This window comes from Photobacterium aphoticum (assembly GCF_001029435.1).
In the GTDB taxonomy this organism is placed as follows: domain Bacteria; phylum Pseudomonadota; class Gammaproteobacteria; order Enterobacterales; family Vibrionaceae; genus Photobacterium; species Photobacterium aphoticum.
The window spans coordinates 58,553-72,280 of the sequence record NZ_LDOV01000003.1 but is presented as its reverse complement, the minus strand read 5'-3'; the positions used below and the strand labels follow the sequence as shown (position 1 = coordinate 72,280).

Genomic DNA, 13,728 nt, shown 5'->3' with positions numbered 1-13,728 from the left:
TCTAAAATAGCAAAGCATGCATTTGATACTGTCAAAGAATAGGAGGGATGCACTCTGACAGTAATTGCTATATCCATCGGCAACCCCGCTACCATGAGAAAAAAAGATGAAATTCATTTCTGTTAGGCCGGAAGCTTTGCGTCCCAATCTTTCGAGTGGTTTGCCTTGTTCGTGACAAAAATGAGAATAACGTAATAAGTAAATTTGACATTGCTCCCATTTTTAAAAGTGTGATACCGCTCCCATTATTTGCCGCTACAATCTGCTCCTAGTGGCTTTTTTGAGGTTCTCTTGCACGTCATTTCGGAAAAAAAAGGGACAAAAAAAAGCGAAGGGGGAAACCTTCGCTTTTAGGCATTTGAGATAAAAAGGGCGCTTAGTTGTTTAAATCACGCACAGATTTGCGGATCACAAGTTCAGGGACCATTTCAAAGACCTGAGTTTCATGCGTTTTATCTTTCACACGTTGCATCAAAATTTCTACCGCACTCTTACCTAAACGGCGTTTTGGCTGGTGGATAGTGGTCAACGGTGGTGCAAAATACGGTGCCAAATCGATGTTATCGTAACCGATGATTGAGACATCATCCGGTACGCGAATACCTGCCTGCTGGAAGGTACTGATCAGGCCCATTGCCATGATGTCATTGAAACAGAAAATCGCCGTTGGACGTTCTTTCATTGCAATGAAGGCTTCAGCCGCTTTTACTGCAGATTCACACTCAAAGTCACCTTCCAGTAGCCAATCTTCGTTCACGGTAAGGCCCGCTTCGCTCATCGCTTTACGGAAACCTTTCAGGCGTTCACGACAAGCCACTTTTTCACTGTGACCCGTCAGACAGCCAATCGCTTTGTGGCCGTGTTCGATGAAGAATTTCGTTGCCACGTAACCGCCAAGCTCGGCGTTATCTTGGATGTTGTCAGTTTGTGGGCTTTCTGGACCCCAGTCCATGATCACCATTGGCAGATCTTTTTGACGCTCTAGCAATTGAAGCAGTTGCTCATCAAGATCAGAACACATCACCAATAGGCCATCTACACGCTTTTCTGCCAGCATGCGTAGGTAGTCACGTTGTTTTGCCAGGTTACCTTCGGTATTACACAAAATCAGGGTGTAACCTTCACCGTACAGGTATTCTTCAACACCGTGTACCACTTCAGCGAAAAACGGGTTAGTCGATTTCGTTACGAGCATGCCGATGGTACGCGTGGTGTTACATTTCAGGCTGCGAGCCACAGCGCTTGGCGCGTAGTTTAGTTCATCAACGGCGGCAAGTACTTTCTTCTGCGTGGCTTCTGCGACGAAGCGAGTTTTGTTAATTACGTGAGAGACTGTTGTGGTCGACACGCCAGCCATACGCGCAACATCTTTAATCGTTGCCATAGTTATTCTTCTAATAATAAAAGGTCAGAGGACCAAATAATGAATACTTTACCCAATAGAGCAATGGACTTATGCCTCATGACTGCGAAGTGCATTGCTCTTTTGGGTACAGGAAGTAGAAACAGAAAAAGCCGCATCATAAAGCGGCTCCGTCTCTCGCGATTACCAATGTATGTGTTCTATCTCATCGCATGCAGTTTGCATGGTGTAATCGCTTGCGTTCACATTTTACTTACCGTGGCCGAGAGTGCAATCTTTCTTGCTCGATTAACTAAGAATAGTTGATAGCCATCAACCTTTGGCGAGACAATTTTCATCAAAAATGGTCTGTTTTTACCGTTTGTTATTCTCTATCTCATTGATTATGCGGGTTTTGTGTACAACTATACCGATTGATAACGGATTGTTACTGTGTCAATCATTAATAATGAAATGTAAGAACCCCATCGCATGCATAGCGTGTGAAAAAAAGGCGTGAAAAGGGGTGAGGGACAGAAAGTAAAAACTGGATAAATTGTATGATTTTTTGCCAATTTATTCAGTGAGATAGCGTGAATTTGCAATTTGGGGTTGTTGTTTTAGGGGATTATAGCGGACTCTGTCGGATTCTCTTGATCGTGATCATCGTCTGTTTTATCCATCCTTGATGATGCCAAAATCCGTGTGATAATTAAAACTACCCTAGTTAGAACGGACAGTCACTATGTCGACAAATAACAAAGCAGGCGTGCGATTTGCCTATATCGCAAGCTTCCTGACCCCCTTCACTCTACTTATTTCCGGCATCGTTGCGATCATTTATTCTGGTTACAAACTGAATAAAGGCACCGATGAAGTCAGCTATACCCATTACTACACGATAATTCGTTCATTTTTCATGTTTTTTACCTTTTTCGTGGTATTGGGTGTAACGGCAGCAACCATGACCGGTATGCTGGCGGGTGTGGAATACTGGGTACACAGTGATCTGCTGGATTACGCGATGAAGGTGATCCCATTCGTGGGTGTTGTGATTGCGTTGGTTGCGGTGCTGAAGTGGTTGTTCCAGTTAATTCGCGGTATGCGCCTGCTGAGCCAGAATAAGCCGATTGAGCTGTAATTCATCGATCAACGATAAACCGGTGCGAATGCGCCGGTTTTTTTATGCCTCTCATTTCGTGTGGGAGGTAAGCAGGCGAGTTCTAAGCGCAGGGTGTACGGCTTAGTGTTTGCGGGCTTGGGGTTCGAGCTTCGGGTGCGAGTTTCGGTCTAATCATATGCTGCCATACTTAGGGACAGTGATGCGACAAATGCATCGCAGGGAGAGTGAGGATGGTAGTAAAACACTTGGACAGTTCTGGCCTTGCTGGTCACTTTGCGCATGACACACCGCGAAAAATCAGTATGCACGAAGATGTGCCTGTATGGTGTGATGTCTGTGTGTGCGAAGCGGAACCCTATTGGCAAGCCATTGCTCAGGATCAAGGCGAAAAATCCGTGAAGTCGGAGACTGAGGAATAGGGAAAAGAGGGTAAAGAGGCACAGACGATGCGGGCAAATGATATCCCCATGGAGGGATAAGTGATTGACCGGCAAAAACACAAACACCCTGTTGTGATGGACACAGCAGGGTGTTTTTTGTGGCTAACACGCTTAGTGATTAGCGAACAGAATCAATCAACTGTTGTAGTTCAGTCAGTAACGCTTCTGTTTTTGGGTCAGACGCTTTCATTGCGGCAATGGTGTCTTGCTGCAGGCTCTTTTGTAGGCTCACGAGTGTCGGGTCGCTGATGAGCACTTGACGCTGGTGGGCAAGTTGCTGTTTGGCCGCAGCAAACTCTTTCACTAACTTGTTACGCTCTTCTTCCGGCATGTTCGTCTTACGCAATTCTTTTTGCAACGCTTCTGCTTTGGCGACAAAGGCATCCGGGTTATAGCCGATTTCTTCTGCCTTTTGCTTGTAGGTCGTTTCTAGCGCTTTGGCTTGTTTAACCAGTTCTGGGTGTTGCTTCAGGGCTTGCTGACGGATACTGGTCAGGTCGCGCTGAATCGCATTGATTTTGTGAATCGTCGCTTTCTTCGCTAACGCTTCCGCTTTGGCTTTTTCCTGTGCTGCTTTTTGTGCGTCTGTCAGCACGTCAGTTTGCGCAGCAGTGGCGGTCACAGCATTGCCAGTGGTACTGTTCGCCGTTGTTGTGCTGGCTGTCGCGGGCAAGGAGACGCTTAGCGCGCCAACCAGTAATGCAGGCAGTGAAAATTTGGCCAATGTCGCCAGGCGAGACGAAGATGGATTTTTCAATGTATAACTTTTTGGCATGATGTCGCTCGTTGCTAGTCAGTTTGATGCTTTGAATGTATATAATGCCATTGAGTGAAATGTCAGTGCAATGTCATGAATGCTGGATGAAAGCTGAACACTGCTCTGAGGGGGTATAAAGGTGCTGAAAAATAGATATAAAAAAGCCGGCAATCCATGTGCCGGCAAGCGAAGATAGTGTGATGGAATGCTGGCTAGTGCCAGTCAGGGTTATTGTTCGTCACCTGCAAGGAAAGTCACATCAAGCTGACAGAATGCCAGTAGAACTTCCGCTGCAGCAGCGTAGAAACCAAACTTATCGTATTGTTTCGCTTTCGCTGTAAATTGTGGCAGCCAGTTCAGCAGCATGGTGTTGATAAACTCAAGCTGTGCTTGCATCAGTGGCTCGGCATCGTCCAGCGACGCTTTATGGTTAGCCATAATGATCAGGTTGCCCATGAAGTCTAATTCCACTGCCAGATGGTCAGCCGGTTCGTTAAACTCTTTACGCTGGGCAATCTCGTAGCTTTCCATAAGCGCTTGCATATCTTGTGCTGGCTTATCGTTCATAAGGCCACTTTCACCCACGTACAACGAGGCGTATGGCAGGGCACCGCTCTTTGGTGTGCTCAGGAACAGGCCACAGAAATCGGCTGCCAGTTCAAGTTGTGCGTCTTCACGGACTTCAAGACGTTTCAGGGCATCACGAAATTGCTCAACCGGCGCTTTCAGCTCTGCGGTCATCGCAAGGCCAGACAAGAACGTGATCATTTCACCGTCTTGGTACTGGGCAATATCCTGCTCAGTTAGCTCGCGAGCAAACAAAGAAGACATCCACCAGTAGATTTCTGCGCGCTGTTCGTTGAAAGCAATAAATTCTTTCATGATTTCTCCACATCAAGGCATTACGGCCGGGTAGGGTAAGTGACCGTAAAGGAAAACATATTCAAATAAACTAATGCAAATAAAACAAGTCAGTCGTATTTATCAAATTAGTACATGTGAATAGGTTTTGTTAACGCTTTTGTTCATCCCGTAAGGGAAAAAGTCAGAGGCCGAAGCCTCTGACTCTTACGCATTAACTTACGCTAGATCCATTGCTGGGAATAGCGGGTTAATGTCAGTCACTTCTGTTGGACCGTTGAAGCCAGTCACTGCAGGAACAGGACCTGTGTACTTCTCGATCTGAACCAGCGCAGAAGCAGCAGATGTTGCCTGAGCCAGTTTAGAAGAACCGATGTCTTGTGTCAGTACGTTTGGATCGCCGTACGTACAGATAGTGCCAGCTTTACCGCCTTCAAGTGGGCTGTACCAAGCACCTTCGTGGATACGACAAACACCCGCCATGTAGTCGTCAGTCACAACAGCACCTGCTAGCACTTGGCCACGGTCGTTGAATACGCGAACGATGTCGCCTGACTTAATACCACGTGCTGCTGCATCTTGTGTGTTGATGTAAACAGGTTCGCGGTCTGCTACTGCGTAAGTTGCACGGTGCTCAGTTGAAGAACATAGCTGAGAGTGCAGACGGTGTTTAGGGTGCGTACTCTGCATGTTCAATGGGTACATGTCAGAGCGTGGACCACCGTGGCTACGTTCAGTCTTCTCGAACCACATTGGGTGGCCCTGACAGTCATCGTAACCCATGTCAGCGATAGTCTTACAGTAGATCTCGATCAGACCAGATGCTGTACCTAGTGGCTCTAGGTCAGGTTCTTTACGGAATGATTCGTGACGTACCCACTCTTGACCTTCTGGGAACTCAATGAAACCTTCAGTTTCCCAGAACTTCTTGAAGTTAGACATACGTACGCCAAGACCACGGCCCTGTAGACGAGCACCGTTGTAGATCTCTTCGATCAGTTCCATTTGTGTCTTACCGCCTGTGAAGGCTTCTTCACGGTCGTAACGACGGCAAAGCTCACGGAAGATTTCGAAGTCATCTTTTGATTCGTACATTGGTTCAACAATCTTCGGCAGGGCAATGATACCTGCGTTAGAGTGGTTACCGTACTGTTCGATATCGTTACGCTCGTACGTAGTCGTTGCTGGTAGAACGATATCTGCGAAGCGACAAGTTGCTGTCCACTGGTGGTCGATAGACACAACAGTTTCCAGTTTCTGCCACGCTTCGATCATGTTGTTACGATCCTGGTGGTGGTGGAACGGGTTGTTACCACTGAAGATAGCCATCTTCATCACAGGGAACTTAACTTTCTGACCGTTGTACTTAATGGTCGTGCCTGGGTGCTTGATACAGTCAACAAAACGTGCAACAGGAATGAACGTTGAGTAACCGTTGTAAGAACCGTTGTGGATTGGCGGAACGCCAGTCACACCGCTAAAGCCTGACATTAGTGGGCCGTTAGAGGTGATAGAGCCTGCGTCGTTGTAGTGCCAGCCGAAACCGAAACCACCACCAGGTAGACCGATTTGACCTAGCATTGCTGCTACAACAACCAGCATCCACGCGTACTGCTCACCGTGCTGCATGCGCTGTAGACACCAGCCACCGATGATTTGCGTACGGCCAGACGCCATTTGACGTGCTAGTGCACGGATTTCGTCAGCTTTAACGCCACAGATCTTTTCTGCCCACTCAGGAGTCTTCTCAACGCCGTCAGTCTTACCTAGTAGGTAAGGCAGGAACTTGTCGAAACCTGTGGTGTAGTCAGCCAAGAACTCTTTGTTGTATAGGTTCTCGCTGTATAGCGTGTGAGCGATAGCCAGCATCAGTGGAACGTCAGTTTGTGGGTTAACACGCACTTGTTCACCGCCAACAGTCTTCTGAGTGTCGGTCACTACTGGGTCGACGAAGATCACTTTGATCTCGCCTTTCTTCACTTTCTCAGCTAGCTGATCGTAGTAAGCGTATGGGCTGTGGTCTGGAACCAACCAGCCAACCTGCAGGTTCTTGATTGGGTCAGAACCCCAAATAACGATAGTGTCAGAGTGCTCAAGCACTAGCGGCCATGAAGTCTGCTGTTCGTAAACTTCCATTGCACCCGCAACGTACGGCAGGATCACCTGCGCAGCACCTGTTGAGTAGTCACCCATCTTACCAAGGGTTGTACCGTGCAGACCGATACCACGCTTCATCATTGTACCGGCGTTGTGTAGTTTACCTACAGACTGCCAGCCAGTGTGACCTGCGTATAGCGCACTTGGACCGTAGTTGTTCTGGACACGTTCCATTTCGTGGTAGAAGAAGTCCAGCGCCTGAGACCATGGCACACGTACGAAACGGTTGTCGCCACGCTGAGCTGTGTCTGACTTGAAGCCGTGCTTCAGCCAATCAATACGCACCATTGGGTATTTAACACGTGCAGGGTTGTAAACCACTTCACGTACACCGTTGATCATGGTGGTAGGGTGTTTGTCTTTTTCAAACGGTACGGTATCAACCCATACGCCGTTTACCACTTTCGCACGGAATGCACCCCAGTGAGAACCAGACAGTACTTCACCCGTGAAAGTCGCTTTAGTGTCAGTTGCTGCCATGGCTTTACGAGGAGCCAGCAGACTTGTACCCACCACAGACGCTGCACTTGCAGCGATCATGCCGGATAGGAAACGGCGGCGTGTAACGCCTTTATTAAGTACTTGAGTTGCCATTTAGCAATCCTTAGTTTGAAGACTTTTTATCTAGGGTGGGGGGAGGAGTCCCCCCACACCCCGTCAGGAATTAGTGATGGCCAGCGCCGCCTGTGTCACTACCGTGGTTCTGTAGGTATTTCAACAGAGTGCGTTCTTCTGTTTTACTAAGACGGTAGTAAGCGCTCATTGCGTTCAGGCTTGAAATCCAACCGTTCGCAGTGAAGTGACCTGGAGCCGGTGCCGCGTGACATGCGTTACACGTTGCGCCGTACATGTCTTCTGCGTAGTTCCAGATAGGCTGGATGTTGTCTAGCATGTCGTCTGGTGTGATCCATGCTTCAACAGAAACGTGCTGCCATACGATGTTAGTCGCAGTGTCAGTTTGCTCTTCCAGTACTTGTTCAGTCGCTTTCACGTCACCACGGATAGTTGCCTTGAATACACGTTTACCCATGTACTCAGTCATTACACGGCCTTTACCGCTCTTCTCTAGCCAACCGTCGATCTGAACTTTCAGCATGCCGTCTTTACGTTCAATCACTTTCACTTGAGACGCAGGCAGTAGTTTACCGTCCGCTTTGCTCTTCGCGTCAGCCACTGCGTATAGGTCTTTCTCGCCTAGAGAGTAAAGTACGTCAGCTGTTGCACCTTGAGCCTTCGAAGTCGCCTGAAGCTCTTGGTAATCTTTCTGGAAGCCACCTGCCATGTTTGGCAGTTCGTGTGCGATACCTTTGTGACACTCGATACAGTTCATGTCTTCAGCAGCAGCTTTGTTCATTTCAAAGGCAGCTTTAGCAGACTGCTTAGAGTGGTCCATCGCATCGTACGAGTGACAGCTCTTACAGGTTTTTGAGTTCTGGCTCTTCATGCGTTCCCAAACGACTTGCGCCAGTTCAAGACGGTGTTCTTCCAATTTCTCTGGGGTATCGATCTTACCAGTTACGAAGTGGTGGTATACGTCTTTCCACGCACCCAGTTTACGCATTACTGCGCCTGGAAGGTCTTTTGGCTGGTGACAGTCCACACATTCTGCACGTACACCAGAAGCGTTCTTGAAGTGAACGCTTTGTTTATATTCTTCGTAGTTCTGCTGCATGGTGTGACATGACGTACAGAATTCAGTTTGAGAGGCAAATTCAAAGCTCTTGTGAACAGTGAGAACACCCGCCAAGGTGATACCAATACCAACTAGCACAAGCGCAAGGATCGAGTACTTGCTGCTTGGTTTAGTCAACATTTGCCAAAGTTTTTTCATAGTGGAAGATTCCAAATTAGAATGAAGCCAGTCGTAAAGTACGGTGACGTATAAATTTTTATGGGGTAATCTTAATTCCACGATGTGAATAAGGATAAGGGTGGCGATGAACAGGATTTTCGGTATTATGACAAATTGTGAATGGCCGCCGATTATGCTAACGTTTTATAGAACAGTAAATAATACATTAAGAGAATAAAATGAGTCACCACGTACTTGTTGTTGAGGATGAAATCGTTACCCGTACTAAGCTAGTCGGGTACTTCGAGAATGAAGGATATAAAGTCAGCCAAGCGGAAAGTGGCGCGCAGATGCGCGAGATTATGGCCAGCGAAAAAATCGATTTGGTCATGCTCGATATTAACCTACCAGGCGAAGACGGTTTGATGCTTACGCGTGAATTACGCAGCCGTTCTGAGGTGGGTATTATTTTGGTTACAGGCCGTACTGACAGCATCGATCGCATTGTTGGTTTAGAGATGGGTGCGGATGATTATGTAACTAAGCCGTTCGAGCTGCGAGAGCTGCTTGTACGCGTGAAAAACCTGCTGTGGCGCATCTCTCTGGTCGAAAAGGCCCGTGATGAGACCATGGTAGAAATGCAAGAAGATAGCATAATTCGCTTCGGTGACTGGCAGTTTGATATCAACAAACGAGCCCTGACACACAACGGTGTGCCAGTGAAATTGACCAAAGCAGAATACGAATTGTTGGTGGCATTCTCTTCTCACCCGAACGTGGTTCTGAGCCGTGAGCGTATCCTGAATATGCTTAGCCACCGCGTTGAAGCGCCGAACGATCGTACCATCGATGTACTGATTCGACGCATGCGTTCTAAGATGGAAGTCGACCCGAAAAACCCGCAAATTTTTGTGACCGTTCACGGTGAAGGTTACATGTTTGCAGGGGATTAATTCCTCTCATAATCGCCATTGAGCGATTGTCATAATTTGTCATAATTAGGCTGATATTCGTTGAGTATCAGCCTTTTTTGTATCTGCCAATCGGCGCTTTTGTTGATATTGATCAAGAAAAATGAGGGGATGTTAATAGCGGAAACGTGTTTCTAGCCGTTTTTCTTTGTCATTTCTTGTGATTTTTACGGTCTATTTATGACTTTTACGTCTTCGTGCTGGAATTTTGAACAGCGATCGGCGCGTTTTTGAATGCGAAAAATGCCCATGAAAATACTGTTTGCCGATTAATTGCACAATTGGCTGGTTGTAAATTGAGCGAACAATTTGAAGCGGCAAATGAATTTATCGGGTTCTCAAGGGATATAAATGCCTTGTGAACACAAAATGTGTCCCTAGTCACATCCTGATGGGTCATCACTTGACGAAACAGTGCTCACACGGTTGCTGAAAATCCATACTTTTTTCAATTTACATATTCTATTCACAGCTTGTGGCGCGGTTTTTTCTTGCCACAAAGGCCGAAATTCTTCAAAAAAAGCCCTTAAAATGGGGAGTTAGACGCCATCAATTTAGCCCCTCACTTTGCCTTCTTTTTGCTTCTTTCAAGCGACATTTATTTTTATAGAGAATGATTGCTTTTTACATCATAGTGGCCAAAAGTGATAAAAAAGCCCGGTTAAACCGGGCTAAAAAGAAGGGGGATTACTCGGTATTATGGCGGGTAAGAATATGGTCTGTCAGCGTGCGGATCTGCGGTGAGCTGATAATGCTTTGTTTTGCAATTTCTACCTGCTCAGCCAGTACATCTTGAAGGATGTTTTCGGTTGTGAGTGGGTTGGCCAAAACCACACGAAATACTGTAGTTAAGCGGCGATCCCATTTCTCTGGCGTGATACGGGTTCGAGAGACAAATGACTTACCCGACTCGCGTTGACGCTTTTGGATGAACTGAGTGAGGTCATCCAATGCGGCCAGCAAGGTTTCTCGCTCATCCGCTGTCGCGAGCGTTAATGCTTGCTGTGTACGAGCTGGTACATAACGGTAAGTCAGCAGGCACAGCTCTGGGTGGGTGACCAATTCAAACTCAGGGTGCGCATCGATCAGTCCGGCAAAATAGTGGGCTTTTTCGATGCTGTTGTTGATCAGCATTTCATAGCCCTGACGGCTGATGATATTTAAGCTGGCGTACAACAACATCGCCATGCCACTGCGCGAGCCTTCTAGCGTGTGGCTGCCTAAGTCTTTTGAGCCTTTACGTAAAATATATTCGGCATGATGCTCAATCGCCGTCATCAAGGCTGGGTTTTTGAATATCACCATGCCGGCACCCATCGGCACATACAATTGTTTGTGCGCATCAATGGTGACTGAGTCTGCCCGTTCGATCCCGTTCAATAAATGACGATACTTGTTCGACATGAGTGTCGCGCCACCCCAAGCCGCATCCACATGGAAATGGCACCCATAGGCGTGTGCCAAGTCGGCCAATTCTGACAGGGGATCGATGGTGCCGGTTTCGGTGGTGCCCGCAACCCCGATAATGGCAAAAGGTTTGATATTCTTTGCCTTCAACTCATCGAGCTTGGCCTTCATCTCTGACACAACAACACGGTTATTGTTGTCTGTTTTTATCGGGATCAAACTGTCACGGCCAATGCCGAGTACATCGGCGGCTTTTTTCAGTGAGTAATGACCACGTTCTGAGACTAATACCGCTAAATCTTCGTAGCCATAGTGTTTCATGGCACGGAATAGGCCCTCTTGAGCAACTCCCCGAAATGCGCCGTCAGGCTTGAGGGCATTATTGCGTGCAACCCACAACGCGGTGATGTTAGCCACGGTGCCACCGGAGCAAAATGCGCCCAACGAGTGGTTGGCACTGTGCATCCAGCGATCATAAAACGGCTCTGGCTCATCATAAATCAAGTTATGCAACATCCCTAAAACCTGACGCTCAAGGGGCGTAAAGGCTTTGGAGGTTTCAATTTTCACCAGATTCTGGTTGAGTGCGATCATGATTTTAGACAGCGGCATCAGAAAATAGGGAAGGGCTGATGTCATGTGTCCAATGAAGGTCGGTGCTGAAGTATGCACCGACTGCGCCACTAACTTGTTTAAAAGAAAGTGGGTGTGATCAGAAACGAAAGTGGGGTTCTCTGGCAGTGCTGCTGATGAGAAGTCCTTTTCGATTTCTGCGAGTGGTTTTTCTCTGGCCGCAATGTGTGTTTGTAAAAACACATTGAGGTTTTCAGAGATCTCTTTTTCAATACGACCCAATGTTGAGTCGGGTGCTTCCGGCACAGTAAAGATGCGATGCAAAGACGCTTGCGTCGCATCCGCTTTTTTTAAATCCACGACTGCCATAACCTTAATAACGTGTCACTTTATCGGCAAATTGTTGCTAATTTAATTCAATTTTTTGTCGCTGTCGAAAAAAATTAAAATCGGTAGTTCATGCCGGCACTGATCAACACGTTGTCCTCATCATAAAAACGGATGTTCGATTGACTTTGGTTATAGCCTAAAAGTGAGACAAACCCCCAATCTTTCCAGTCAAACGGGGCATTGTATTCATAGGCCAAGAACACACCCCAGCGGTCGTCTTTCTGTGTGCGATCAAAGACCGGATTCTCACCGTCAAAGTTAACGCGATCGTAGCTAAAGGTCAGCGCAAGGCTGGAACTGTCCAGCATTTGGATCAAACCAAACTCCGCACCATAACCGTCGCTCGACATGGCGTTGCCTTTAGCATCTAGACGGGTATAACTGCCCGCAAAACGTAAGAATTGGGCACGATTCAGCGGTTTGAAATAGCTAAGCTGGGTGTAATAAATGTCGCTGTCACGGCGCATTTCAGCTTGTTCTTCTGGCGTCAACAGGGCTGTACCACTTTGTTCGTTATCAATATCTTGTGAACCAAAGGATACTTCCAGTGAGAAAGGGCTATTCATGATGCCGTCATACTGAAAACGTAAACCACGGATTTTACTGTCGGTTTCTTCGCGGGGTTGATTGGCCAGATAGGGATCCTGCCACGTTTCACTGTCCATTAACCCCGGGACATAACTGACGGTGAGCGCACTGCGCGGTGACAGACGGTATTTATAACCGAGCTCGACATGAAAACGTCCTAATGCCAGATCAGATCGACTGGTACCAAAGTAGATTTGCTGATCCATCGCCTCATTGGTGTAACTCACTGTACCCAAAGGGGCGATGAGCGCACCATTTTGTTTATCGCCTTTACGGTCAAGATCCGGTGTCACCGTATTGTCAGTGTTAAATTGCGAGTGACTCTGGGTATATCCCACCAATAAAGACACATCTAACCCGAAACCGGGCTGCCACGGTCTTGGCTGATTTGCCTGCGCTGATGCTGCAAATACACAGGTTATAAGCGCGACTGAGCATGTGGTGAGTGAACGATTATCCATGCGTTTTTCCTTCCCTGAGGTGCGACGTGTGATTGAAGGCCCGCCAGCACCGTGTCATACGAGATTATTGACACTGAATAGCGCTGATCGCATTCATTTTTTCATTGTACGCATTAAGTGGTTTTTCGATCTGCGCGGGGTGAGTCAGCAGTTCAGCAAAGGCACTGCGCAGCGCGTAATTTTTCGGATGTGGCTTGCTTTGGCGATCATTAAACGCCAGTTTAGCGGCTTGCCCCAGTGCCGTCGGTTGTGACGCGAGCTCTTTGATATCGGCTTGGTTTAAGTTCAACCAAGACTCTACCGGCAGTGCCAGTTGTAATTTGTCTTTGTCATTGGCCAGATACCAGTCCACGGCATCGCGGTTGAAATGGAAGTGGTGCTCACGGCCGGCTAAAAACCAGTCGCCGACGTCTTTCAGTTGTGGATCTTTGGCAACAGACAGTGTGACCAGTTGCTGGTACCAATTCAGTGATGCATCGACATATTGGTGGTACTTATCACTTTCACATTGTGTGGTTGTGCTCGGTGGCGTGCTGGCGAATGCAGAGCTTGAAAGTGTGGTGACGGTGAGTATGAATGCAGCTAACTTCATGGCAGATCCTTGCTTGAAAATAGTGGGAGACGCAAAGCACGATATCGAGACGCTGAGAGTCATCTGCTGAAGATTGTAACGGGATGATTGCAATAAGGAAAATGAAACTTTGCTAAATTGCTTGATTGTTAACGATAATGCTATGGCTTCGCTAACATTCGCTGACAGGGTTGGTGTGATTTACGACGGCATGAGGTTGTCTTCGCGTTAAGCGTCATAAAGACAAAGGAATAAAAACCAAGGGTAAAGAAGAGGCAATAAAAAGAGGGGCGAC

Annotated in this window: 11 protein-coding genes and 1 riboswitch; of the genes, 3 read left to right on the top strand and 8 right to left on the bottom strand. The window is 47.4% G+C overall.

From position 1 onward, the window contains the following. Nucleotides 1–75: 75 nt before the first annotated feature. Nucleotides 76–175: riboswitch (cyclic di-GMP riboswitch) on the bottom strand. Nucleotides 176–376: 201 nt separating this feature from the next. Further along, nucleotides 377–1,384 carry a substrate-binding domain-containing protein gene (locus tag ABT58_RS01740; protein WP_047872640.1) on the bottom strand — a complete coding sequence of 336 codons (1,008 nt, stop codon included), beginning with the start codon at nt 1,382–1,384 and terminating at the stop codon, nt 377–379. 703 nt (nt 1,385–2,087) lie between these two features. Here ABT58_RS01740 and ABT58_RS01735 point away from each other — a divergent pair. Continuing rightward, nucleotides 2,088–2,483 carry a hypothetical protein gene (locus tag ABT58_RS01735; RefSeq protein ID WP_047872639.1) on the top strand — a complete coding sequence of 132 codons (396 nt, stop codon included), beginning with the start codon at nt 2,088–2,090 and terminating at the stop codon, nt 2,481–2,483. Nucleotides 2,484–2,695: 212 nt separating this feature from the next. Next, on the top strand, nt 2,696–2,884 hold the full coding sequence (locus tag ABT58_RS01730; RefSeq protein WP_047872638.1) for a hypothetical protein: 189 nt from the start codon (nt 2,696–2,698) through the stop codon (nt 2,882–2,884). Between the two features lie 139 nt (nt 2,885–3,023). Here ABT58_RS01730 and ABT58_RS01725 read toward each other — a convergent pair whose 3' ends face one another. The 4 genes from ABT58_RS01725 to torC form a co-directional block, all read right to left on the bottom strand. Continuing rightward, complete coding sequence (locus ABT58_RS01725) at nt 3,024–3,680, bottom strand: OmpH family outer membrane protein (protein ID WP_053062923.1); 657 nt, start codon at nt 3,678–3,680, stop codon at nt 3,024–3,026. 210 nt (nt 3,681–3,890) lie between these two features. Further along, a complete protein-coding gene (torD, locus tag ABT58_RS01720) occupies nt 3,891–4,544 on the bottom strand; it encodes a molecular chaperone TorD (RefSeq protein WP_047872637.1) in 654 nt (217 codons plus the stop codon). A 198-nt stretch (nt 4,545–4,742) separates the two neighbouring features. After that, nucleotides 4,743–7,274, bottom strand: coding sequence for a trimethylamine-N-oxide reductase TorA (gene torA, locus ABT58_RS01715; protein ID WP_047872636.1), 2,532 nt, complete (start codon nt 7,272–7,274; stop codon nt 4,743–4,745). 70 nt (nt 7,275–7,344) lie between these two features. Further along, complete coding sequence (gene torC, locus ABT58_RS01710; RefSeq protein ID WP_047872635.1) at nt 7,345–8,511, bottom strand: pentaheme c-type cytochrome TorC; 1,167 nt, start codon at nt 8,509–8,511, stop codon at nt 7,345–7,347. 200 nt (nt 8,512–8,711) lie between these two features. Here torC and torR point away from each other — a divergent pair, with 200 nt between their 5' ends. Continuing rightward, nucleotides 8,712–9,425 (top strand): two-component system response regulator TorR, encoded by a 714-nt coding sequence (gene torR, locus ABT58_RS01705; RefSeq protein WP_047872634.1) that lies wholly within the window; start codon nt 8,712–8,714, stop codon nt 9,423–9,425. Nucleotides 9,426–10,130: 705 nt separating this feature from the next. On the opposite strand, the gene panP is transcribed toward torR, so the two are convergent. From panP to ABT58_RS01690, 3 genes are all read right to left on the bottom strand, one after another. Then, nucleotides 10,131–11,792: a pyridoxal-dependent aspartate 1-decarboxylase PanP gene (panP, locus tag ABT58_RS01700; RefSeq protein ID WP_047872633.1), complete on the bottom strand. Its 1,662-nt coding sequence runs from the start codon at nt 11,790–11,792 to the stop codon at nt 10,131–10,133. A 74-nt stretch (nt 11,793–11,866) separates the two neighbouring features. Further along, nucleotides 11,867–12,862, bottom strand: a complete 996-nt coding sequence (locus ABT58_RS01695) for a DUF2860 domain-containing protein (protein ID WP_047872632.1) — start codon at nt 12,860–12,862, stop codon at nt 11,867–11,869. 64 nt (nt 12,863–12,926) lie between these two features. Further along, a complete protein-coding gene (locus ABT58_RS01690; protein ID WP_047872631.1) occupies nt 12,927–13,454 on the bottom strand; it encodes a hypothetical protein in 528 nt (175 codons plus the stop codon). Between the last annotated feature and the right edge of the window lie 274 nt (nt 13,455–13,728).

Bases quoted from the DNA above. Each gene is read 5' to 3' on its own strand.
- torD (WP_047872637.1), bottom strand. From the start codon at position 4,544: ATGAAAGAATTTATTGCTTTCAACGAACAGCGCGCAGAAATCTACTGG.
- torR (WP_047872634.1), top strand. From the start codon at position 8,712: ATGAGTCACCACGTACTTGTTGTTGAGGATGAAATCGTTACCCGTACT.
- ABT58_RS01695 (WP_047872632.1), bottom strand. From the start codon at position 12,862: ATGGATAATCGTTCACTCACCACATGCTCAGTCGCGCTTATAACCTGT.
- torC (WP_047872635.1), bottom strand. From the start codon at position 8,511: ATGAAAAAACTTTGGCAAATGTTGACTAAACCAAGCAGCAAGTACTCG.
- panP (WP_047872633.1), bottom strand. From the start codon at position 11,792: ATGGCAGTCGTGGATTTAAAAAAAGCGGATGCGACGCAAGCGTCTTTG.
- ABT58_RS01735 (WP_047872639.1), top strand. From the start codon at position 2,088: ATGTCGACAAATAACAAAGCAGGCGTGCGATTTGCCTATATCGCAAGC.
- ABT58_RS01740 (WP_047872640.1), bottom strand. From the start codon at position 1,384: ATGGCAACGATTAAAGATGTTGCGCGTATGGCTGGCGTGTCGACCACA.
- torA (WP_047872636.1), bottom strand. From the start codon at position 7,274: ATGGCAACTCAAGTACTTAATAAAGGCGTTACACGCCGCCGTTTCCTA.
- ABT58_RS01690 (WP_047872631.1), bottom strand. From the start codon at position 13,454: ATGAAGTTAGCTGCATTCATACTCACCGTCACCACACTTTCAAGCTCT.
- ABT58_RS01725 (WP_053062923.1), bottom strand. From the start codon at position 3,680: ATGCCAAAAAGTTATACATTGAAAAATCCATCTTCGTCTCGCCTGGCG.
- ABT58_RS01730 (WP_047872638.1), top strand. From the start codon at position 2,696: ATGGTAGTAAAACACTTGGACAGTTCTGGCCTTGCTGGTCACTTTGCG.